The organism is Lysobacter capsici (assembly GCF_014779555.2).
Taxonomy (GTDB): domain Bacteria; phylum Pseudomonadota; class Gammaproteobacteria; order Xanthomonadales; family Xanthomonadaceae; genus Lysobacter; species Lysobacter capsici.
This window is the reverse complement of sequence record NZ_CP094357.1, coordinates 6209536-6232327: the sequence shown is the minus strand read 5'-3', so window position 1 is coordinate 6232327 and position 22792 is coordinate 6209536. Positions and strand designations below refer to the sequence as shown.

Sequence of the window (22792 nt, the reverse complement as noted above, 5' to 3'; positions counted from 1 at the left end):
GCCATGAAGCTCAAGTTCAAGACCCAGGACTATCAGACGCAGGCCGTGGAGGCGGTGGTCGATTGCTTCCGGGGACAGCCCGCGCCGCGGGAAACAATTCGCCATCGCGAATATCCGGCGGCGCAATCGCTTCGGTCCGAGGGTCCGCAAGCCGCGCTGCCGCTGGGCGACTACCAAGTGGACTGTTGTAACGCCGAGCTGGTGCTCTCGCAAAACGAGTTGCTCGACAACATCCGGCAGGTGCAGCGCCGGCAGAATCTGGACGTCTCCGAGCATCTGGTCCAGACCAAGGTCGCGCAGGTCAATCTCGATGTCGAGATGGAAACCGGCACCGGCAAGACCTACTGCTACATCAAGACCTTGTTCGAGCTCAACCGTCAGTACGGCTGGAGCAAATTCATCATCGTGGTGCCCAGCATCGCGATCCGCGAGGGCGTCGCCCAATCCTTGAAGATCACCGCCGAGCACTTTCTCGAGACGTATCACAAGAAGGCGCGGTTCTTCATCTACAACTCCAAGCAGCTTCATCACCTGGAGAGCTTCAGCTCGGACGCCGGCATCAACGTGATGGTGATCAACGCGCAAGCGTTCAACGCCACGGCCAAGGATGCGCGGAGGATCTACGAAGAGCTGGACGATTTCGGTTCGCGCCGTCCCATCGACGTGATCAGCGCGGTGCGCCCGATCATGATCCTCGACGAGCCGCAAAAGATGGAAGGCGGCAAGACCCTGGATTCGCTGGGCAACTTCAAGCCCTTGGCGGTTCTGCGCTATTCGGCCACGCACAAGACCGTGCATAACAAGATTCACCGCCTCGACGCGCTGGACGCGTATCAGCTCAAGCTGGTCAAGAAGATCGCGGTGCGCGGCATCTCGGTGAAGGGATTGGCGGGCACCAATGCCTACCTGTATCTGCAGTCGATCGAGATCTCCAGCGACCGGCCGCCGCTGGCGCGGCTGGAACTCGAGCATCGGCGGGCCGACGGCACGATCGGGCGCGTGGTGAGGAAACTGAGCAAGGGCGACAATCTGCTGTCGGCGAAATTTTCCAACGCGCTGGAGCAGTACCGCGGCTTCGTGGTCGACGAAATCGACGCCAATGCCGACACCGTGAGCTTCGCCAACGGCGTGGAACTGGCGGTCGGCGAAGCGATCGGCGACGTCGACGAAATCCTGCTGCGCCGCATCCAGATCCGCGAAGCCATCAAGGCCCATTTCGACAAGGAACAGGCGCTGTTCCATCAGGGTGTAAAAGTGCTGAGCCTGTTCTTCATCGATGAGGTGGCCAAGTACCGCGACTATTCCGCCGAGGACGAAAAGGGCGAGTACGCGCGGGTGTTCGAGGACGAGTACCGGCAGTATCTGGGCGAGATGCTCGCGCTGGAGGAAACGCCGTACACGCGTTACCTGAAGGCCATCGCGCCGGAAGATACCCACAGCGGCTATTTCTCGATCGACAAGAAGACCAGGCGGATGGTCGATCCCGAGGTGGAAAAGCGCGGCGAGAACGCCGGCCTGTCCAGCGACGCGGATGCGTACGATCTGATTCTCAAGCGCAAGGAACGATTGCTGTCGCTGGACGAACCGGTGCGTTTCATCTTCTCGCATTCCGCGCTGCGCGAAGGCTGGGACAATCCGAACGTGTTCGTGATCTGCGCGCTCAAGCACAGCGACCACACCATCTCGCGCCGGCAGGAGGTCGGACGCGGGCTGCGCCTGTCGGTCGACCAGAACGGCGAGCGCATGGACCATCCGGCCACCGTGCACGACATCAACGTGCTGACCGTGGTGGCCGGCGAAAGCTACAAGGACTTCGTCGCCGCCTTGCAAAAGGACATCAGCGGCTCCTTGTCGGCGCGGCCCAGGCAGGCGAGCGAAGACTATTTCGCGGGTAAGGTGTTGCGCACGGCGGGCGGCGATCTCGAGGTTTCACCGCAGCTGGCGAAGCAGATCTACCGATACCTGGTCAAGAACGATTACACCGACGATGCCGACCGCATCACCGATGCTTATCGCCAGGCCAGGCAGCACGGCGCGCTGGCGCCGTTGCCGGAGGAGTTGCAGCCGCACGCGCAGCAGGTGTTCAGGTTGATCGATACGATCTTCAGCGACGGCCAGCTTCCCGACATCGGCGATGACCGCCGGACCAAGACCAATCCGCTCAACGCGAACTTCGAAAAGCGCGAGTTCAAGGCGCTGTGGCAGCGCATCAACCGCAAGGCCGCGTACAGCGTCGATTTCGATTCCGACGAACTTGTCGCCAAGGCCGTCGCCGCGCTCAACGACAAAGACGAAGGCCTGCGGGTCGCGCCGTTGCGATACACGATCCAGACAGGCGAACAGCTGAGCCGGATCGAACCGGACGCGCTCAAGCGCGGCGCCAGCTTCAGGGTGCTGGAAACCGAGGTCGAATACGACAAGCGCTCGGCGCATTCGCAGGTGGCCTACGACCTGATCGGCCAGATCGCCGAGGGCACGCGGCTGACCCGCCGCACCGTGGCCGCGATCCTGACGGGCGTGAACGCCGCGGTGTTCGCCCAATACAAAAGCAATCCGGAAAGCTTCATCGCCGAAGCGATCCGGATGATCAACGAACAAAAAGCCACGGTCATCGTCGAGCACCTGGCTTACGATCCGGTCGAGGACAGGTTCGATCTGGATATCTTTACCTCCAGACAAAGCAAGCAGGATTTCAGCAAGGCCGGCGACAAGCTCAACAAGCACGTCTACGACTACGCGCTGACGGATTCGATGGTCGAACGCGAATTCGTGAAGGAACTGGACACCGCCACCGACGTGGTGGTCTACGCCAAGCTGCCTCGGGGATTTTCGATTCCCACGCCGGTCGGCGACTACAACCCCGACTGGGCGATCGCGTTCAAGGAAGGCAGCGTCAAGCACATCTACTTCGTCGCCGAGACCAAGGGCTCGATGGCGTCGATGGAACTGCGCGCGGTCGAGAAGACGAAAACCCAGTGCGCGCGGAAATTCTTCGAGGCGATGAATCGGCGCCACGCCGGCGAGGAGGTCAGGTACGACGTCGTGGACGGGTTCGGGAAACTGATGGAAATCGTGAAGTCATAGCGCCGTGGGCGCGGCCAGGCCGCGCCGCCGGTGGAACCACGCGCGATGCGGTCACGCCGCGCGTGGATAGTCGGTATAGCCTTGCGCGCCGCCGCCGAAATAACGCGTGCGATCGCCTTCGTTCATCGGCAGATCGTGTTCGAGCCGGTACGGCAGATCCGGATTGGCGATGAACGGCCGGCCGAAACCGATCAGGTCGGCCCAGCCCTTGCGCAAGGCTTCCTCGGCGCGTTGTTTCGTATAGCGGCCTGAATAAATCAGACTGCCGCCGAACACGATGCGCAGCGCTTCGCGAAACGCGTCGGGCATGCCGGGTGCGTCGTCCCAATCGGCTTCGGCGATGTGGATATAGGCCGCGCCGATGTCGTCGAGGATTTTCGCCGCGGCCAGATAGGTCGCCTGCGGGGTGTCGTCGACCGCGCCTTGCAAGGTGGTCAACGGCGCCAGGCGCACGCCCAGGCGGCCGGGGCCGACCACGTCGAACACCGCTTGCGCGACTTCGCGCAGGAAGCGCAGGCGATTGGCCAGTGAGCCGCCGTATTCGTCGCCGCGGGTGTTGGCCTGCGAATCGATGAACTGGTTGATCAGATAGCCGTTGGCGCCGTGCAGTTCGACCCCGTCGAACCCGGCGTCGAGCGCGTTGCGCGCGGCCTGGGCGAAGTCGGCGACGATGCCGGCGATTTCCTCGACGTTAAGCGCGCGCGGCGTGGAGTGCTGGACCATCTCGCCGACCCCGGCTTCCGGCCCGCGGCCTTCGACATCGACGAACACTTTCACCCCGATCGCGGTCAGCGGCGACGACGACACCGGCGCGGCGCCATCTTCCTGCAAGGCGACGTGCGAGACGCGGCCGACATGCCATAGCTGCGCGAACATGCGGCCGCCCTGCGCATGCACCGCATCGGTGACCTTGCGCCAGCCGGCGACCTGTTCGGCGCTGTAGATGCCCGGCGTCCACGCATAACCCTGGCCCTGGCGGCTGATCTGGGTGCCTTCGCTGACGATCAGGCCGGCGCCGGCGCGCTGAGCGTAGTACTGCGCCATCAGCTCGGTGGCGACATCGCCGCGGCCGGCGCGCGAGCGGGTCATCGGCGGCATGACGATGCGGTTACGGGTGTCGAAGTCACCCAGGCGGTGGGAGGTGAACAGCATGGCGGTTCTCGGGGATTCGGGATGGGGGAAGTGTGGAGATGCGGTCGCGGTTGAAAAACAGGGTGTGGAGCAAACGATCTTTTCCGTGGGGGCAAGAATCGAGCGGTTGCGGTGTCGCGTTCGGTAGGCCGGTGGCGTCGTTGGCGATGATTCGCGGTCGCGACTTGCGTCGCTCCTACAGGTAGGCCATGCGGCTATGCCGCCGCGCTCAATCCCACACAGGCGCAAGGCTGCCGGGATCGGTCAAGCGCTCGCCGCGATCGAGCGTGGCGATGCGCGCCATGTCGTCGTCGCCCAGGCGCAGCGAGGTGGCCAACAGATTGCTCGCCAGGTTCTCGCGCTTGGTCGAGGACGGAATCACCGCGTAACCCAGCTGCATCGCCCAGGCCAGCGCGACCTGCGCCGGCGTGGCGTCGTGCTTGCGCGCGATCTCGACGAGGATCGGATCGCTGAGCACCTTGCCATAGGCCAGGGTCATGTACGAAGTCAGCGCGATGCCTTGGCGCTTGGCGAATTCAGCGAGCTTGCGGTTCTGCAGATAGGGATGCAGTTCGACCTGATTGGTGGCGATGGCATCGGCACCGACCACATCGATCGCGCGTTGCATCAGATCGATATTGAAATTCGACACACCGATCGCGCGGGTCAGCCCTTGTGTCCTGGCGTCGGCCAACGCGGTCATGAATTCGCGCACCGACACCGCGTCGCCCGGCGACGGCCAGTGGATCAAGGTCAGGTCGACCCGATCGGTGCGCAGCTTGCTCAAGCTTTCGCGCAGGCTGGGGATCAGCTTGTCCTTGGACAGGTTGTCGACCCAGACCTTGGTGGTGATGAAAAGTTCGTCGCGGGCCACGCCGCTGTCGGCGATGGCCTGGCCGACTTGCGCTTCGTTGCCGTAGATCTGCGCGGTGTCGATGACGCGATAGCCCAGTTCCAGGCCGTTGCGGACCGAGTCGATGACGACCTGGTCCTTGAGACGGAATGTGCCGAGGCCGAAGGCGGGAAGGTTCATGGGGAAATCCTCAAGTGATGGAAAAACAAATCAGTGCGCGACCACGACGGCGCCGCTGGCGCGATCGGGCAGGCCGTCGCGACGATCCAGCCAGCCGCTCAACGCGGTCAGACCGAACGCGCCGAGCACCACCAGCGCGCCGACCCACGGCGTGTGGCCCAGGCCGAGGTGAGCGACGACGAGGCCACCGGCCCAGGAGCCACCGGCGACGCCGAGATTGAACGCGGCGATGTTGAAACCGGCGGCGACATCGACCGCCTGCGGCGAGTAATGCTCGGCCTGCTTGACCACGTACACCTGCAGACCCGGCACGTTGCCGAACGCGACCGCGCCCCAGGCCAATGCCGTGATTACCACCAACCATTGGCTATGCGCGGTGAAGCTCAGCACGAACAACACCGCGGCCAGCAGCAAGAAGATCGTCTTCAAGGCCTTGATCGGGCCATGCCGGTCGGCGAGCTTGCCGCCCCACACGTTGCCGAACGCGACCGATACGCCGTAGGCGAGCAACACCAGGCTGACCATGTTCGGGCTGAAACCGGCGATGTCCTGCAGGATCGGCGCGAGGTAGGTGAAGGCGATCAACGAACCGCCGTAACCGACCGCGGTCATCGCATAGACCAGCAGCAAGCGCGATTGCAGCAGCACCGCGGCCTGCTTGAGCAGCGGCGCCGGCGTGGCGTGGGCGATCTTCTTCGGCACGAACAACGCGCTGCCGAGCATCGCGATCAGGCCGAACCCGGCGACCACCAGGAAGGTCGTGCGCCAGCCGAAGTGTTGGCCGATGAAGGTGCCCATCGGAATGCCGGTGACGAAGGCCACGGTCATGCCGCTGAACATGGTCGCGATGGCGCTGGCGGCCTTGTCTTTCGGCACCAAGCTGGTGGCGATGATCGAGCCGACCGAGAAGAACACGCCGTGGGCGAGGCCGGTGAGGATGCGCGCGACGATCAGCGTGGCGTACCCCGGCGCGAGCCAGGCAACCAGATTGCCGACGGTGAACAGCGCCATCAGCCCGACCAGCAGGGTCTTGCGCGGCACCCGCCCGGTCAGCGCGGTCAGCAGCGGCGCGCCGATGGCGACGCCGAGCGCGTACAGGCTGACCAGCAGCCCGGCCGAGGGCAGGTCGACGCCGAGGTCGGCGGCGATGGTGGGGATCAGGCCGACGATGACGAACTCGGTGGTGCCGATGGCGAAGGCGCCGAGGGTCAGGGCCAGGAGGGCGAGGGGCATGGCGGGCATCCGGTGGATGGGATGCGCAGTGTCGGCCGTTGGTCTTTGCCGAAAAATGGGGTTTTTGGCTAATTACTATTGACTGGTAATCAATAGTTGGTGGGTTTGCCCGAGGTTGGCTGCGGACTGGCGAGCATCACGACCGGGTTTTGTCGTTTGGCGAGCGCGGTGTGGATAACTTCGGCCGGCATCGACGACGTACCAAAAATACATGTTTGGATTGCTTGTGCAATCTGAAATTGTCGCTGTCGCTGTCGCTGTCGCTGTCGCTGTCGCTGTCGCTTGCTTCTGCTTCGCTCTGGCATGCGCCTGATGTCGAGTTCCGCCTCCCGCGCTGCGAGGTTACTGCCTCGCGTTAGCGAAGGCACACCCGAAGGGCGGCGCACATGGATGTGCGCCGTGCGCCACCGAGACAGCATGTCTCGTGTGGCGCATGCCCGCGTCTGCGCCGAACTTGCGGGCCCTTGATTCACAAAAAAGCGTTTTTCTTTGGTTACCTTTTGACCGAAGGGAATCCAGGCGGACTTTTGTCGCTTTTGACAAAAGAAAGTAACTCGGCCGCTTGCGGACGAAAGCTGTTGATCTTGCCTTCGGCTCCAATAGCTCTAGAGCTTTGAAGCTTTGAAGCCTTTAAAGCTGCAAGCAGGATCAAAAGCGTTCCGCCGCTGAAGCGGCGGGTCACTTTCTTTTGTCTAAAGCAACAAAAGTCCGCCTGGATTCCCTTCGGTCAAAAGGTAACCAAAGAAAAACGCTTTTTTGTGAATCAAGGGCCCGCGCGTGCGATGCATTCGCAGGCATGCGCCACACGGGACATCCTGTCTCGGTGGCGCACGGCGCACATCCATGTGCGCCGCCCTACGGGTGTCCTTTTGTTCTCGCGAGTTACAAGCCTCGCAGCGCTGGATGAACTGCGCTGCTTCAGGCCCAAGCCGAACCTGCATGGCCTACCTGTAGGAGCGGCGTGAGCCGCGACCGCGCCAATACAACCACCTCGCAACTTACGCCGCAGCTGAATTTTCGCGGTCGCGGCTTGCGCCGCTCCTACAGGGAGCAGGCGATGCAATTGCCCGCGCCTGCGGTGCCGGCGCAGGCATGCGCTACACGGGACATCCTGTCCCGATGGCGCACGGCGCACATCCCTGTGCGCCGCCCTTCGGGTGTGCTGTTGTGCTCGCGAGTTCCGGGCTTCGCAGCGCTGGATGAACTGCGAGGCTTCCGGCCCAAGCCGAACCTGCATGGCCTACCTGTAGGAGCGGCGCGAGCCGCGACCGCGCCAATACAACCACCTCGCAACTTGCGCCGCAGCTGAATTTTCGCGGTCGCGGCTTGCGCCGCTCCTACAGGGAGTTGGCGATGCAATTGCCCGCGCCTGCGGTGCCTTCGCAGGCATGCGCCACGCGGGACATCCTGTCCCGGTGGCGCACGGCGCACATCCATGTGCGCCGCCCTTCGGGTGTGCTGTTGTTCTTGCGAATTACAAGCCTCGCAGCGCTGGATGAACTGCGCGGCTTCAAGCTCAAGCAAAAGCGGCGTGGCCTACCTGTAGGAGCGGCGCGAGCCGCGACCGCGCCAATACAGCCACCTCGCAACTTACGCCGTGGCTGAATTTCCGCGGTCGCGGCTTACGCCGCTCCTACAGGGAGCGGGCGATGCAATGGAAATTATTGGTCGAACCAAAGGTTCGGGCGAGGCAAGCCGCAGCCGCCAACCAACAAGGGCGCAACGTCGTGATGCCGGGCTGCATCAATCCGAACGCATCGGTTCGGCAGACCGAACCCGTCATGTGCATCGAGCGCGACCGATACGTCGGATATCCACAGCCGACAGACGCCACCACCGAGCGAATCACCATCGCCGCGCGTTATCCACAGCGCGGCCGCCGCCCAACGCACCGATCCGCGCCGCAGCACTGCGAAAATCACCGTCTCCGCGATCAGCGACGCCGCACCGCGAAAATCACCGTCTCCGCGATCCGCGTCGCAGCACCGCGAAAATCACCGCTTCCGCGATCGGCGCCGCAACACTACGAAAATCACCGCTTCCGCGATCAGCGCCGCAGCACCGCGAAAATCACCATCCCGCGATCAACGCCCCAACACCCCGAAGATCACCACCGCCGCGATCAACGCCGCCATCACCGCGAAGAAAATCTTCACCCAGCTGTACGGCCGCTCGCCCGCGATCTGTCCGGTGTAGCCGTTGGCCAATACCTGGAAACTGCGCGAGCCGTAGGTGTAGCTGACCAGCCACACCGGTACCAGGATGTGTTTGAAGGTGCGGCCGCGGAAGGTCGCGTCGACCTGCAGGTTGCGCTGGGTGTCGCCGGGCACCTGCGCCGAACACAGGGCGCGGGTCTGCTCCTGCATCAAGGTTTCGTTCGATTGCGCGGCGCGGCGCAGGTCGACCTGGTAACGCTCGACCAGCCAGCCGCGCACGAACTCGGGCGAGTACGGCTTGAGGTCGGTGGTGGTCGGAAACGAGCCGATCTGCTGCAGCAGGTCCTGATGCACGCCGACCGTGCCCGGCACCAGTTCGTCGTCGAAGAAATGCCGCAGCGAGCCCGAGGCGTCTTCCCAGCGCGTGCGCTGCACCTGGCGGGTCTTGCGCTGGCCGTTTTCGGTGTAGCTCTCGGTCTCGTAGTAGTGATAACCCGCTTCGGCCGTCCAGTTCGCCGAGACGTGCGCGTCGAAGGTCCAGTACGGCAGGTAGATGCCCTTGAGCGTGTCGGTCAGCGCCGCGGTCTTGAGCCGGTTCGGCGCGAACCAGCGCGTGCCGTACCAGGCGCGGATCGAATCGCGCACCTGGCCGTCGCTGATCTTGAACGGCAGCACGCTCTGCGGGGTGATCGCGTCGCCGAGCGATTCGTGTTCGATGATCGACGGCGAGCCGCAGAATTCGCAGCGGTCGGCGACCTTGCCGTCGACGAACACCGAGATCGCGTGGCAGCTGCGGCATTGCACTTCACGCCGCTGCGCGCCGTAGCCGCGCTGGTCCTGCGGAGTGGCGGCCATGCTCTGCAGCAGGTCGAGCGCGCCGCCGTTCTGCGAGCCCTGCAGGCGGGTGTCGCCGGCCTGCACGCTCCACCGGCTCGCCGTGCGCGTGCCCGCGCCCGGTGTCTTCGCCAGTTGCTCGACCGCCGCGTGGATGGCGGCGAGGTCGGGGTCCTGCGATCCCGAGGCGGCGGACGCGGGCAACGGCGGCGGGCCGCCGGCCGGTTCCTGCATGCGCTTGAGCGCTTCGAGCAGGTCGTGCTCGACCATCGCCGGGCTGCCGTCGCCGGGCGCGGACGTGGCCTGTTCCAGCGGCACCACGGTGCCGCAGTAGGGGCAGGCCAGCGATTGCTTCGCCGCATTCCATTGCAGATCCCCGCCGCACTCCGGGCAGGGATGTTTTCCGACGGTCGCGTTGTTCATCAGCCGCGCAGGAATTCTTCGAGCGCGGCCTTGGCGATGCGGGTGGCGTTGCCGATCTTGCGCGCCTTCAGGTCACCCGAGGCGATCGCGGCCTCGACGTCCTCGACCGACACGCCCAGGGTGGCGGCGGCCTGTTCGGGCGTGAGCACCTCCAGCGCGCCGGCGGCGCCCGGCAGCGGCGGCGGGACCGCGCCGGTCGCGGCCTGCGGGGCCTGGTTCTGCATGCTGCGCATCATTTCCTGAGCCATGCCGAAGCCGATCGCCATCTGCGCCGCGCCGCCGGCCGCGCCGCCGTCGCTGCCGTTGGCCATCGAGGTGCCCATCTGGAACTTGACGTAGTCGTTGAGGTTGCCGACCGCGCCCATGCTCGAACGCGCGTCGATCGCCTTCTCGACTTCCGGCGGCACCGACACGTTTTCCAGCACGAAACCGGTGATCTCGATGCCGTACTTGCTGGTCATCGCGGGGTTGATGATCGGCAGCAACGCGTCGCCGAGTTCGCCGTAGCGCGAGGCCACATCGAGCGCCGGCACCTTGGCGGTGGCGAGCGCGTCGGTGAACACGCTGACGATGCGCGAACGCATGGTGTCAGCGAATTCGTCGAGGCGGAAATTCTGGTCGGTGCCGGCCACTTCCTTGAGGAACTTGGCCGAGTCGACGATGCGGAAATCGTAGGTGCCGAACGCGCGCAGGCGCACGATGCCGAAATCGGCGTCGCGCATCATCACCGGGTTGGAAGTGCCCCACTTGTTGCCGGTGAACAGCCGCGTGTTGAGGAAATAGACATCGCACTTGAACGGCGAATTGAAGCCGTACTTCCAGCCGAGGATCGTCGACAGGATCGGGATGTTCTCGGTCTTGAGGGTGTGCTTGCCGGGGTTGAACAGGTCGGCGTACTGGCCGGCGGCGACGAACTGGACTTGCTGCGACTCGCGCACGATCAGCTGCGCGCCGTTCTTGATTTCCTTGTCGTCGTCCGGGTAGCGGAACGAGAGGGTGTCGCGCGAGTCATCGGTCCACTCGATGATTTCCAGCAACTCGCCCTTGATGAAACCCAGAATGCTCATGTCCCGCTCCCTGCCTGTGGTGCGGGGATTCTAGAACACGACGGGCGGCGGCAAGCACGCGGGCCGATCGCGCGGGCCGATCGCCGCCCGCGCGCCCCGGGCTGGCGCGCGGCTGCCCGGCGCAGTGCCTCGCCGCGCGCCGCGGCCCCGGCCGAACCCGGTGGGCGGACCTCGCCTCGCGGCCATGTTTCACCGCTGCGACATCGCCCGCGCCGCCTGTCGCCGGCCCGGCCGAAACTGTGGACGCAGTCGCGACTGCCCGCGCAAACCGACACACCCGGTATCGGTAGCGGCCGCGATGGGTGGCACACTCGGCGTCTGACGCCTATCCCGTAGCCCACTACTACCTGAACGCTTGACAAACGCGGCCCGCTAGCGCGTCCTATCGGACGTGCGCCCGGCCCCGTATCGGACGGGTCTCGCGTATTTCAGGGGAGCTTTAAACAAATGATCGTCGCTATTCATAATCGGCGTAGCAGCCGGCTGTCCGTTGTAAAGCAGGTGTCCGCGGTGCTCGCGCTCGGATTCGTGCTCGCCGCCTGCGGCAAGAAAGAACAGGCCGCCGCGCCCACGGATGCGGCGCCCGCGCCGGCCGCCGGCGCCCCGGCACCGACCGCGCAAACCGCGGTTTCGGCCAAGGTCTCGTCGCTGACGGTCGATCAGCTGCGCGAAGCGGCGCGCAAGGCGTATGTGGAAAACCGTCTGTACGCGCCGGCCGAGGACAACGCCGTCGAGTACTACCTGGCCCTGCGCGAAAAAGCCCCGGCCGACGCCGTGGCCTCCAGCGCGCTGACCGACCTGCTGCCGATGACGGTCATCGCGACCGAGCAGAGCGTGGGTCGCGAGGACTTCGTCGAAGCCCAGCGCCTGGCCGCGCTGATCGAACGCGCCGACGCCCAGCACCCGGCGCTGGCCCGGTTGAAGGCGTCGATCGCCGCCCAGCAGGATGCGGTGGCCAAGCGCGCCGAGCAGGAGAAGCTCACCGCCGAGGAACAGGCCAAGAAGCAGGTCGAGCTGGAGAAGCAGCGTCTGGCCCAGCAGCAGGCGCAGCAGCAGCAGGCCGCGCAGCAGCTGGCGACCCAGCAGGCGGCCGAGCGTCAGGCCGCGACCCAGCGCGCGGCCGAACAGCGCGCGGCCGAGCAACGGGCCGCCGAACAGCGCGCCACCGAGCAGCGCGCGCCGGAACGGCCCGCCCCGGCGCCCGCGCCGGCCGCCGCCGCGACCGCGCCGAGCGATCTGCGCGCGGTGTCGACGCCGGCCCCGCGCTATCCGCCCGAAGCCCTGCGCGCCGGCACCTCGGGCGAGGTCCAGGTGGAGTTCACCGTCGGCACCGACGGTTCGGTCACCGCGGCCCGCGTGGTGCGTTCGAACCCGGCCCGCGTGTTCGATCGCGAAGCGGTCAACGCGGTGCGCAAGTGGCGCTTCCAGCCGGTCCCGGCGCCAGTCACCACGCGTCGCACGATCGGGTTCAATCCGGGCGGTTGATCGGGTTGATTGGGTGATCGAAGGAAACGAAGAAGCCCGGCGCGAGCCGGGCTTTTTCGTTCGCGGCTGGGCTTGCTTGGCGAGCGGACCGGCGACTTCGCCGAAGCGGTCGCACGCGGCCGTACCGTACCGTGCCGGCCACGGGCGGTGGCGATCGTGCGCGGCGCGCCTCGGCCGGGGATGCGGGTCGGCACGATCACGTCGCCGGCCTGGACCAGACGACGCGGTCGCGCGTCGCGTCCAGGCCCTCGCTCCGCCATGGAGAGACGATGAATTACCAGAACGAACTACAGCGGCTCGGCGGCGTGACCAGGGCCACGGCCGATGCCTTCGCGCCGCTCGACCCCTTCGCGATCCGGCAGCTCGAACGCCGGATCGGTTTCGAACTGCCCGGGGACTACCGCGACTTCCTCGCCCGCCTGGGCGGCGGGCTGAACTTCAAGGAAGAGGTGGCCAGCGAGCCGCTGCGCGACCGTCCCGAGTACCTGCACGCGGCGGACACGGAGATCGCGAACGCGCGCTTCGCCGGTTCGATCGTCGCGACCTTCTTCGGCGCCGACGAGCGCCTGCCGGATCGTCTGGGCTTCGACTGGGCGTTGCGGAATTACCAAGGTCGCCTGCCCGATCGCAGTCTGCCGGTCGCCACCGATGGGGCCGGCAATCTGGTCTGCCTGATCGATGCGCGCGACCGAACCCCGGGGTTCTACTGGTGGGACCACGAGCACGAATGGGACGAGCGCGACTACCGCGAGGAGACCGGCAGGGCGATGCCGGCGGAAGCGAAGTACCAGAACGTTTACTTCATCGCCGAATCGTTTTCGCGATTCCTGCAGCGGGCGTTCGTCTTTGTCGATGAATGAGTGCGTCGTGCGGCATCGCGGATCCATGCGTGGGTGCGCGGGTACGCGATCGCGGCGGCGCGGCTAAAGCGAATCCCCCGCGCAACGATCGGTGCCTCGACCTCGATGGTTCGCAAGCGCGTGCCCCCTTTTCCAAAGTGGGCACCGATTCATGCGCGCGGATGAAAGCATGGCTGCCGCACCCACCGCACCCACCGCACCCACCGCACCCACCGCACCGCGCTGTGATGCATGCTGTGGTGCGTGGTGCGTGGTGCGTGGTGCGTGCGCGTGCGTGAGGTGTGCTGTGCAGCGCAGTGCTTTTCCCCCCTTTGCAAAAGGGGGGCAGGGGGGATTCGCTTTTGCTTTCGCTCCAGCTCCAGCCTCAGCCACATCCCCCCACTCCATCACCCCGCAATCGCCAGCTTCTCGTTGTGATACCGCCGCACCGCCGCGAACCACAGCACCGCCGCCAACGCGAACGCGGTCGCCAGATACACCGCCCAGATCTGCCCCGAGATCGCTTCGCCGCGGATCACCTTCAACAGCAGCTGATTCTGTGACAGGAACGGCACGGTGAACTGCCACAGCTGGGTCTTGAGCGGATTGACCATCAGCACGAAGGTCGGGATCAGCGGCATCAGCATCAGCCAGGTGATGTGGCTCTGCGCTTCCTTCAGGCTCTTGGCCGCGGCCGACAGGTAGGTCAGCAGCGCGGTGCCGATGAACGACATCGGCAGCAGGATCAGCAGCATCTTGCCGATCGCCGCGAAGCTGACGTTGAGCATCTGGCCGATGCCGCTGCTCATCTGCGCGCTGAGCTTGAACGCGAACAAGGTCAGCAGCAGCGAGATCAAGCCGAGGATGCAGGCCGCGGCGATCTTGCCGCTGACGATCGCGCCGCGCGGCGCCGGCGTGGCCAGCAGCGGTTCGAGCGACTGGCGTTCGCGCTCGCCGGCGGTGGCGTCGATGATCAGGTACGCGCCGCCGATGAACGAGGTCATGATCAGCAGGTACGGCAGCAAGGCCGACAGCACCAGGCCGCGCTTGGCTTCGGGCGTGGCCACGTCGCGGTCGCCGACGTTGACCGGCTGGGCGACGTTGGCGGCGATGCCGCGCGCGAACAGACGCAACACACCGACCTGGCGGCTGTAGCCCTCCAGCGCCGCGCGCACGCGCCGGCTGGGGATCTCGGCGTCGCGGCGGGTGCTGTCCTGGACGATCTCGACCAGCGCCGGTTGGCCTTCCTTCCACTGCGTGGCGTAGTCGGCGGCGATGATCAGGCCGACGTCGAAGTCCTGCTGCTGGATCGCCGCGTCCAGATCGGCCGGCGCGGGGATCGCGACGATGTTCTGGGTGGCGAGGAACTTGATCAGGTTCGGCGCGTGTTCGGCGCCGCGCACCGGCACCCGCAGTTCGGTGTCGAGCTGGGTGCGCGCGCGGTTCTCGGCCAGCGCGCCCATGCCGAGCATCAGCAACGGATACAGCAACGGGCCGAGCAACAAGGCGATGGCCAGGGTGCGGCGATCGCGCGAGATGTCGCGCAGTTCCTTGCGGATCACCGCCCACATGGCGGAAAACGAACCGGTCTTCATGCGTGCAGGCCCTCGTCGCTGCCGATCGCCTTGACGAAGGCGTCTTCCAGATTGTCTTCGCCGGTCTGCGCGCGCAGTTCGTCGGCGGTGCCGGCGGCCACGACCTGGCCCTTGGCGATGATCACGATGCGGTCGCACAGCGCGGCGACCTCTTGCATGATGTGGCTGGAGAAAATCACGCAGCGTCCTTCTTCGCGCAGCCCGCGCAGGAACCCGCGCATCGCGCGCGTGGTCATCACGTCCAGGCCGTTGGTGGGTTCGTCGAGGATCACGTTGCGCGGGTCGTGGACCAGCGCGCGCGCGATCGCGGTCTTGGTGCGCTGGCCTTGCGAGAAGCCTTCGGTCTGGCGGTCGAGGATGTCGCCCATGTCCAGCGCCTGCGCCAGGGTGCGGGTGCGCTGCTCGATCTGGGCGCGGCTCATGCCGTGCAGTTCGCCGAAGTAGGCGATGTTCTCGCGCGCGGTCAGGCGCTTGTACACGCCGCGCGCATCGGGCAGCACGCCCAGCGCGCGTCGCACCGCGGCCGGGTCCTTGCGCGCGTCGATGCCGTCCACGCGCACTTCGCCGCGGTCTGGCTGCATCAGCGTGTAGAGCATGCGCAAGGTGGTGGTCTTGCCGGCGCCGTTGGGCCCGAGCAGACCGGTGATCTGGCCGTCGTGCGCTTGGAAATCGACGCCTTGCACGGCGTTGACGGTGCCGGTCTTGGTCTTGAAGGCTTTATGCAGGTCGTGGGCGGTGATCATGGGAATCCGGGAATGGGGAATCGGGAATTGGGAATCGTGAAAGCGGTGCGTCGGAGCGGGGTGGGAGCTTTGCGATTCCCGATTCCCCATTCCCGATTCCCGGCTCTTAGGGCTCCCACCCATTGAACGAAACGAACGGCGGCACGTAGCCCAGCGTATCCAGGCAGCGCGCCTGGAGTTTCTTGGCGTCGGCGGTCTCGATGAACTGGCCCAGCAGCTTCGGCGTGCAGCCGATGCGCAGCGCGCCGTGGCCCTGGCCGCGCAGCACCAGGTGGCGGCCGTTGGGCAGGTGTTTGAGCACTTGCTCGCCGTAGCGCGGCGGGGTGACCGGATCGAGTTCGCCCGACAGCAGCAGCACCGGGCCGTCGGACTTGAACGGTGCATGGAAGTCCTTCGGCCGCTGGCCGGTCGGCCAGACCTTGCACTGCGCCGCCAGCGTGGTCTGCATGTCGTCGCCGAGCACGGTGCCGGCGTCGGCCGGGTTGGGCTTGAACAGGTCGGCGTCCTCGGCGCAGATCACCGACAGCTGCATGCCGTAGTTGAGGTCTTCGTCGAGCTGGCCGCCGATCATGGTCGACAGCGACATCAGCGGGCCGTAGCGGCCCTGGTCGGCCTCGTTGAGCATCAGCGGCAACAGCGAGGCCGCTTCGGGCGCGTACGAGAACATCCGGGTCAGCATCGCGACGTGGCCGGCGGTGACCCGCTCGCGCTTCTGCTCGCCGGTGTTCGGATCGCGGTAGTCGACTTCGACCGGTTCGGCCTGCAGCCGCGCCATCAGCTGGCGCAGCTGCTCGCGCGGCTCGCTGCCGAAGCGCGTGCGGCAGGCCGGGGTCTGCTGGCACAGCTTGAATTGCTGGGCCAGGGCGCTGTCGAGGTTTTGCGCATGCTCGCTGCCGAGCACCAGTTCGTTGGGCACCACGCCGTCGAGCACGACCGCGCGGGTGTGCTGCGGGTAGCGGCCGGCGTACTGCTGGGCCACGCGGGTGCCGTAGGACACGCCGACCAGGTCGATCTTGTCGGCGCCGATCGCCGCGCGCACCGCGTCGAGGTCGGCGATCGCGTCGGTGGTGGTGAAGTGGCGCGCGTCGACGGTGAGTTCCTTCGCGCAGCGCTCGACCGCGCGCAGCATCGCGTCGTTCGCGGCCTGCGGATCGGTCGGCGCGGCCGCTGCGTCCTCGGATACGCCCGCGGCGCCGCGGCACAGCAGCGGCGCCGAGCGGCCGGTGCCGCGCTGGTCGATCAGCACGATATGCCGGTGCTTGCGCACTTCGCGGAACGCGCCGTCGACCAGCGGCCACGACGAGGTCGCGGCCTGGCCGGGGCCGCCGGCGAGGAAGAACACCGGATCGGGCGCGACCCCGGCTTCGTCGGTGGCCGGCAGCCAGGCCATGTTGAGCTTGAGCTTTTTGCCGCCCGGTTCGGCCGGGTTTTGCGGCACCTCGAACTGCGCGCACTGCGCGGCGATGGTGCCGGCCGCCTGCGGCGACGACAGCGTGCACGGGTCGAACACGATCCGGCCGTAACGGCGCTTGATCGCGGCGGTGCTTTCGCCCTTGTTCGCCGCGCCCGCGGCGGCGGGCGGGATGTCGCGGCCGCAGCCGCCGAGAATCAGCGCCGCGAGCGTCGCGGCCAATCCCACGACCGCGTAACGCGGCCGGTGTCCAGTTCCGAATCGATGCATGGTCGGTGTCTCATCGCCAAGGCGGGTGCGCCTTCAAGGATGACAGACGGGAGCTACGCGGAGGATGTGACCACTCGAAGAGGAAGAAGTTGAAGCCCGGTGCTTCAACCCGAAGCCCGGCCAACCGTGGCCGCTTTCGCCATCGGCCGCATGCGTTGCTTTATCCACCGACGAAAACCGCCGCGACCCGTCCGGCCTTCGTGGCTGGCGACAGGCTTGCGCCGTCACGGGATGTCACGCGGTCGCGGCTTGCGCCGCTCCTACAGGGGGCAGGCCGGACTTGCGCAGCGCTCCTGGTGTTGGCTGAAAATCGCCGTGGTTAGCGCGGCGCTGGCTGCTGCGGCGGATTTGCGCCGCCACGGGATGTCACCCGGTCGCGGCTTGCGCCGCTCCTACAGGGGCAGGCCGGACTTGCGCAGCGCTCCCTGTAGGAGCGGCGCAAGCCGCGACCGCGAATCTTCAAACCACCGCGATCGGATCCGACGGCGACGACGGCGCACCCACCCGCCGCTCGCCAGTCGCTGGCTCACTTCGACGAAACGTACTTCTCGCGCCGGATGTGCGGCACCGGCAACCCATACTCCTTGAGCGCCTCGAAACACGAGTCGACCATGTTCGGGTTGCCGCACAGGTAGGCGATATCGCCGTCCGGGTTCGGGCTGAATTCGGCCAGGAACTGCTGCACATAGCCCTGGCGCACGTCCGGGTGCGGATCGGCCGGCAGCTCGCGCGAGAAGCACGGGATGAAGCGGAAATTCGGTTCGCGCTCGGCGAAGGCGCGGAACTCGTCGCCGTACAGCAACTCGTCCGGGGTGCGCGCGCCGAACAGCAGCACCACCTCGATGCCGCGCTCGCGGATCAGGGTTTCCAGCTGCGGCAGCATCGCCCGGTACGGGGTCACGCCGGTGCCGGTGCCGATCAACAGATAGCGGCGATTGGCGTCGGCCGGCATCAGGCAGAAGCGTCCGAACGGGCCGCTGGCCAGGATCGGGTCGCCTTCGTTCAAGCCTTCGAACAAGGCCGTCGCCGCGCCGCCGGGCACGTAGCTGACCGCGATCTCGACCGTCTCGCCCGCGCCGAGCGCGTGGTCGTGGATGGTCGCCAGCGAGTAGCTGCGCTTGGTCGAGGTGCCGTCGGCGTACTGGAAGTGGACCTGGATGAACTGGCCCGGGATGTAGTCCAGCGGCTCGCCGTCGTCGCGCAGGAACACGTAGTGGCCGACCGTGGGGGCCAGCATCCGGCGCGAAACGAGCTTGAGCGGGAATTGCTTCATGTGCGGGACGGCTTCATGTGGAGGGCGTTCTCGGTGGGCGGTCCGGCCGAAGCGGCGATCGGACCGGCGGGTGTCGCGACCGGCTGGGCCGCCGCGGTCGAACCGCGCGATTTCAGCCAAGTGGTCTCAACCAAGTGGGTCTCAACCAGGCAGACCTCAACCGAGCCGGCTCCAATCAGGCCGATCCGGACCCAAGGCGGTGGCGCAATACCCGACTGTGCAAAGCCCGGGCGTATCCGTCGACCGCGTCGGCCGGGCGCGACCCGTGCCGGGCATCGCAACGCGGGATTTCGCAACAGTCTGTGGCCGGAGTGCCGCCACGGGGCCGCCTATACTAAGCCATTCGCCGCGAGGCCCGCGGCCAGCGATCGAGACCACCCCGCAATGACCCAGCCAACGGCCCCCGCCACGGGCCCCAGTTCGGCCACGGCCGGCTTGCCCGCCGCCGCTCCCTCCGCCAGCGTGCCCGCCCTGCGCGTGCGCGACCTGCGCAAGACCTACGACAACAAGGTGCAGGCGCTCAAGGGCGTCTCCCTGGACGTGGCCGAAGGCGATTTCTTCGCCTTGCTCGGCCCCAACGGCGCCGGCAAGTCGACCCTGATCGGCATCGTCAGCTCGCTGGTGAACTTGAGCGAAGGCGCGGTGGAGATCTTCGGCACCGACCTGATCCGCCATCGCGACGCGGCGATGCGCCTGATCGGGCTGGTGCCGCAGGAACTCAACTTCAACATGTTCGAGAAGCCGCTCGACATCCTGGTCAACTACGCCGGCTTCTACGGCGTGCCGCGCGCGGTCGCGCTGGTGCGCGCCGAGGAAGAACTCAAGCGCGCGCAGCTGTGGGAAAAGGCCAACATGATGAGCCGCACCCTGTCGGGCGGCATGAAGCGGCGGTTGATGATCGCGCGCGCCATGATGACCCGGCCGCGTCTGCTGATCCTCGACGAACCCACCGCCGGCGTCGACATCGAAATCCGCCGCGGCATGTGGAAGACCCTGCGCGAGATCAATGCCGCCGGCACCACCATCATCCTGACCACCCACTACCTGGAAGAAGCCGAGCACCTGTGCCGCAACCTGGCGATCATCGACCAGGGCCGGATCGTCCAGCAGGGGCCGATGAAGACCTTGCTGGCGATGCTCGACGTGGAGGGTTTCCTGTTCGACATCGACGGCACCCTGCCGGCCGCGTTGCCGAGCATCGAGGGCGTGACCATGCTCGCCAGCGACGATCACACGCTGGACGTGGACATGCCGCGCGCGATGGACCTCAACCGCATTTTCGCCGCGCTCGGCCAGGCCGGCATCCGCGTGCGTTCGATGCGGACCAAGTCGAACCGGCTGGAGGAACTGTTCGTGCGCATGATCAACCAACCCATCGATTCCAGCGCCGCATCGACGGAGACCGCCGCATGAGCCAGATCCTTCCGGTGCAGCCGGCCAACACCGTCGAGCCCACCGCCGCGCGCCGCAACCTGGTCGCGCTGGGCACGATCGTGCGCCGCGAAGTCGCGCGCATCCTGCGCATTTGGGGCCAGACCCTGGTGCCACCGGCGATCACCATGACCCTGTACTTCCTGATCTTCGGCGGCCTGATCGGCTCGCGGATCGGCGACATGGGCGGCTACACCTACATGGAGTTCATCGTCCCCGGGCTGGTGATGATGAGCGTGATCCAGAACAGCTACGGCAATATTTCCTCGAGTTTCTTCGGCGCCAAGTTCGGTCGACATGTCGAGGAGTTGCTGGTCAGCCCGATGCCCAACTGGGTGATCCTGTGGGGTTACGTCGCCGGCGCCGTGCTGCGCGGTCTGATGGTCGGCGCGATCGTGCTGATGATCGCGATGTGCTTCACCGCCGTGCGCATCCCGCATCCGCTGGTGACCCTCACCACGGTGCTGCTCGGCGCGACGATCTTCTCGCTGGCCGGTTTCATCAACGCGGTGTACGCGAAGAAGTTCGACGACGTGGCGATCGTGCCGACCTTCATCCTGACCCCGCTGACCTACCTGGGCGGCGTGTTCTACTCGGTCAAGCTGCTGCCGGCCTGGGCCGAAGCGGCGACCCACGCCAACCCGATCTTCTACATGGTCAACGCCTTCCGCTACGGCCTGCTCGGCAGCAGCGACGTGCCGTTGCCGATGGCCTACGGCCTGATGATCGCGTTCGTGGTCGCGCTGTCGTCGCTGGCGTTGTGGCTGCTCAAGCGCGGCGTAGGGCTCAGGAGCTGAGGAATGAGTTCAGAGGAGTGAGGAGTGAGGAGTGAGGAGTGAGTAAAGGCAGCTACTCGTTTCTCACGCCTTCGCGCCCGCTTCGGTTTGCTCTTACTCACTGCTCACTCCTGTGCACTCATTCCTGCCTTGAATGAGTTCACAGGAGCGAGGAATGAGTAAAGGCATGCACTCGTTTCTCACGCCTTCGCGCCCGCTTCACGCTTGCTCTTACTCACTGCTCGCTCCTGTGAACTAATTTCTGCCTCAAGGAACGCTCATGCGCCTGATGCCCCTCGCCGCGATCCTCACCGTGGCCGTTCTCGCCGCCTGTTCCAAGCCGCCGGTCGCCGATCCGCCGGCCGTGGATGCGAACAAGGCCGCCACGGCCGCCACGGCTGCGCCCGCGGCCGATCCCACTCCGGCCGCGCCGGCCGATCAGCCGATGGGCAAGATCGGCGCCGATCAGGTCGGCAAGGTCAGTCCGGTGCCCGCGTTCAAGGGCTTCGGCGAGCACTGGAGCATCGACATCCACGCCACCGGCGAGATGAACCACCAGGTCGAGCTGACCTGGGGCAGCGGCGGCGAGAAGGCCAGCGGCAGCGCGCGCTACAACGGTCAGCCGGCCGACGCATCGAGCAGCCTGATCGTGCTCAGCGGCGAGTTGGCCACCAAGCAGGGCGCCAAGCCGATGACGATCGAGATCAAGGCCGGCGAGTGCATCGACGACGGCGACAACAAGCACATGCACAGCGTGCAGGTGCATGTCGACGGCATGGACGCGCTGACCGGCGGTTGCGGCGACCTGGCGGTGTATTGATCGCAGGCACCAAGCCGCGTGTCGCCATGCGGCCGTTATCCAACGACAGCGAATAAAAAACGGCCCGCATCGCGGGCCGTTTTCGTTGCCGGTTCCGCCGATGACCGGCGATCATTCCGCGCGATAGCTGCGCCCGTGCAGCCAGCGCAGCAGCAGCCACGACAGGATCGGCGCCAGCAGCAGGATCAGCAACACCACCGCGATCAGACTGGTCATGCCCCAGCTGTTGGAGTTCACCGCCAGCAGCGCCAGCGAGGCCGCCACGATCAGCAGCGGCGTCAGCAGCGCCGAAAGCAGCGCCGGCAAGGCGCCGGAGCCGCGCCGCACCGGCAGCGCCAGGATCATCAACGCCTGGATCAGCCCGACCGCCAGCGCGACCACGCTCATGCCGACGCGTTGTTCGCCGTGGCCCAGCGAGGTGTAGGCCGCGGCGAGGTTCTGCAGCAGCAGCGCCACGCCCGCGCACAGGAAGCCGCCGGCCAGCGCGCCGATCACCCGGCGATGCCAACCGCGCCACGCCACCGGCGTAGTGCCGCGGCCGCCCAGGCGCCAGGCGATCGGCAGGGCGACCAGGTTGATCGCCACCACCTTGAGCGCGGCGATGCCGGCGGTCCAGGCGAGCAGTTGCTGCACGCTGTAGCTCGAACGCAAGCCGTTCAGCACCTGGCCTTGCAGCATCGCCCAGCCCACGCCCAGGCCGAAGATCAACACCAGCGCGGCCAATACCGTCGCCCACGGCCGCCGCGGCGCGCCGTGGCGATCGCTCAGCATGCAACTGACGACCAGCACGAAACCGATCAGCAAGCCGATCGAACACAGCCATTCGACCGCCTGCACCAGTCCGGAAACCTCGGTCTGGACGTTGGCCGCGGTTATCAGGCCGATCAGCACGAAGGCGGCGGAAAACACCAACAGGTTCGCGGCGAGCGCGAGCGGAGCCAGGGCGGGCGAGCGAACGGGAGAGGCGAGGTCGGACATCCGGTCATCCAGGTGGCGATGGGGCGACGCGCTCGCGGCGAGGCGGCGCGAGACGATCAGGTCCGCGAGGATAGAGCCGCATCGGTTCGCGGGCGAGCCGCAATGAGCATCGCGTGGCGCAATCGCGACCGGGTGCCGCAATCGTCGCGCCGGGTTCGGCCCGCTCGGGGCCGCGGCGCGGGATGGTTTTCGCCGGGCCGCACAGTATCA

Annotated in this window: 16 protein-coding genes; 6 read left to right on the top strand and 10 right to left on the bottom strand. The window is 66.4% G+C overall.

Annotated features, from left to right (window positions below; all coding sequences use genetic code 11):
* Positions 1-3 precede the first annotated feature (3 nt).
* Positions 4-3084 (top strand): type III restriction-modification system endonuclease, encoded by a 3081-nt coding sequence (locus tag IEQ11_RS25805; protein ID WP_191823237.1) that lies wholly within the window; start codon positions 4-6, stop codon positions 3082-3084.
* A gap of 51 nt (positions 3085-3135) precedes the next feature.
* On the opposite strand, the gene IEQ11_RS25800 is transcribed toward IEQ11_RS25805, so the two are convergent.
* From IEQ11_RS25800 to IEQ11_RS25780, 5 genes are all read right to left on the bottom strand, one after another.
* Positions 3136-4236 (bottom strand): alkene reductase, encoded by a 1101-nt coding sequence (locus IEQ11_RS25800; RefSeq protein ID WP_191823238.1) that lies wholly within the window; start codon positions 4234-4236, stop codon positions 3136-3138.
* 208 nt (positions 4237-4444) lie between these two features.
* Positions 4445-5248, bottom strand: coding sequence for a 2,5-didehydrogluconate reductase DkgB (gene dkgB, locus IEQ11_RS25795; protein ID WP_191823239.1), 804 nt, complete (start codon positions 5246-5248; stop codon positions 4445-4447).
* 30 nt (positions 5249-5278) lie between these two features.
* Positions 5279-6481 carry an MFS transporter gene (locus tag IEQ11_RS25790; protein ID WP_191823240.1) on the bottom strand — a complete coding sequence of 401 codons (1203 nt, stop codon included), beginning with the start codon at positions 6479-6481 and terminating at the stop codon, positions 5279-5281.
* Positions 6482-8565: 2084 nt separating this feature from the next.
* Positions 8566-9894 (bottom strand): TFIIB-type zinc ribbon-containing protein, encoded by a 1329-nt coding sequence (locus IEQ11_RS25785; protein WP_191822632.1) that lies wholly within the window; start codon positions 9892-9894, stop codon positions 8566-8568.
* Complete coding sequence (locus IEQ11_RS25780; protein WP_191822631.1) at positions 9894-10961, bottom strand: SPFH and helix-turn-helix domain-containing protein; 1068 nt, start codon at positions 10959-10961, stop codon at positions 9894-9896. Before IEQ11_RS25780 ends, IEQ11_RS25785 begins: the two co-directional genes overlap by 1 nt.
* A 447-nt stretch (positions 10962-11408) precedes the next feature.
* Between IEQ11_RS25780 and IEQ11_RS25775 the strand changes: the two genes are divergently transcribed.
* Positions 11409-12446: an energy transducer TonB gene (locus IEQ11_RS25775; protein WP_036103275.1), complete on the top strand. Its 1038-nt coding sequence runs from the start codon at positions 11409-11411 to the stop codon at positions 12444-12446.
* Positions 12447-12577: 131 nt separating this feature from the next.
* On the top strand, positions 12578-13306 hold the full coding sequence (locus tag IEQ11_RS25770) for an SMI1/KNR4 family protein (RefSeq protein WP_191822630.1): 729 nt from the start codon (positions 12578-12580) through the stop codon (positions 13304-13306).
* 386 nt (positions 13307-13692) lie between these two features.
* On the opposite strand, the gene IEQ11_RS25765 is transcribed toward IEQ11_RS25770, so the two are convergent.
* The 4 genes from IEQ11_RS25765 to IEQ11_RS25750 all read right to left on the bottom strand — a co-directional run bounded on the left by IEQ11_RS25765 (position 13693) and on the right by IEQ11_RS25750 (position 18577).
* Positions 13693-14880 carry an ABC transporter permease gene (locus tag IEQ11_RS25765; protein WP_191822629.1) on the bottom strand — a complete coding sequence of 396 codons (1188 nt, stop codon included), beginning with the start codon at positions 14878-14880 and terminating at the stop codon, positions 13693-13695.
* Positions 14877-15623: an ABC transporter ATP-binding protein gene (locus IEQ11_RS25760; protein ID WP_036103264.1), complete on the bottom strand. Its 747-nt coding sequence runs from the start codon at positions 15621-15623 to the stop codon at positions 14877-14879. Before IEQ11_RS25760 ends, IEQ11_RS25765 begins: the two co-directional genes overlap by 4 nt.
* 106 nt (positions 15624-15729) lie before the next feature.
* Positions 15730-17304: an alpha/beta hydrolase gene (locus IEQ11_RS25755; RefSeq protein WP_191822628.1), complete on the bottom strand. Its 1575-nt coding sequence runs from the start codon at positions 17302-17304 to the stop codon at positions 15730-15732.
* A 526-nt stretch (positions 17305-17830) separates the two neighbouring features.
* Entirely contained in the window at positions 17831-18577 is a 747-nt protein-coding gene (locus tag IEQ11_RS25750) for a ferredoxin--NADP reductase (protein ID WP_036103258.1), read from the bottom strand.
* A 477-nt stretch (positions 18578-19054) separates the two neighbouring features.
* On the opposite strand from IEQ11_RS25750, the gene IEQ11_RS25745 reads away from it, so the two are divergent.
* From IEQ11_RS25745 to IEQ11_RS25735, 3 genes are all read left to right on the top strand, one after another.
* Positions 19055-19990 (top strand): ABC transporter ATP-binding protein, encoded by a 936-nt coding sequence (locus tag IEQ11_RS25745; protein ID WP_411920678.1) that lies wholly within the window; start codon positions 19055-19057, stop codon positions 19988-19990.
* Positions 19987-20805 carry an ABC transporter permease gene (locus IEQ11_RS25740; RefSeq protein WP_036103255.1) on the top strand — a complete coding sequence of 273 codons (819 nt, stop codon included), beginning with the start codon at positions 19987-19989 and terminating at the stop codon, positions 20803-20805. The genes IEQ11_RS25745 and IEQ11_RS25740 overlap by 4 nt, the downstream gene beginning before the upstream one ends.
* A gap of 259 nt (positions 20806-21064) precedes the next feature.
* Positions 21065-21604, top strand: a complete 540-nt coding sequence (locus IEQ11_RS25735; RefSeq protein ID WP_191822626.1) for a hypothetical protein — start codon at positions 21065-21067, stop codon at positions 21602-21604.
* A gap of 111 nt (positions 21605-21715) precedes the next feature.
* Here the strand turns inward: IEQ11_RS25735 and IEQ11_RS25730 are convergent, their stop codons facing one another.
* Positions 21716-22582 (bottom strand): hypothetical protein, encoded by an 867-nt coding sequence (locus tag IEQ11_RS25730; RefSeq protein WP_191822625.1) that lies wholly within the window; start codon positions 22580-22582, stop codon positions 21716-21718.
* Positions 22583-22792 lie beyond the last annotated feature (210 nt).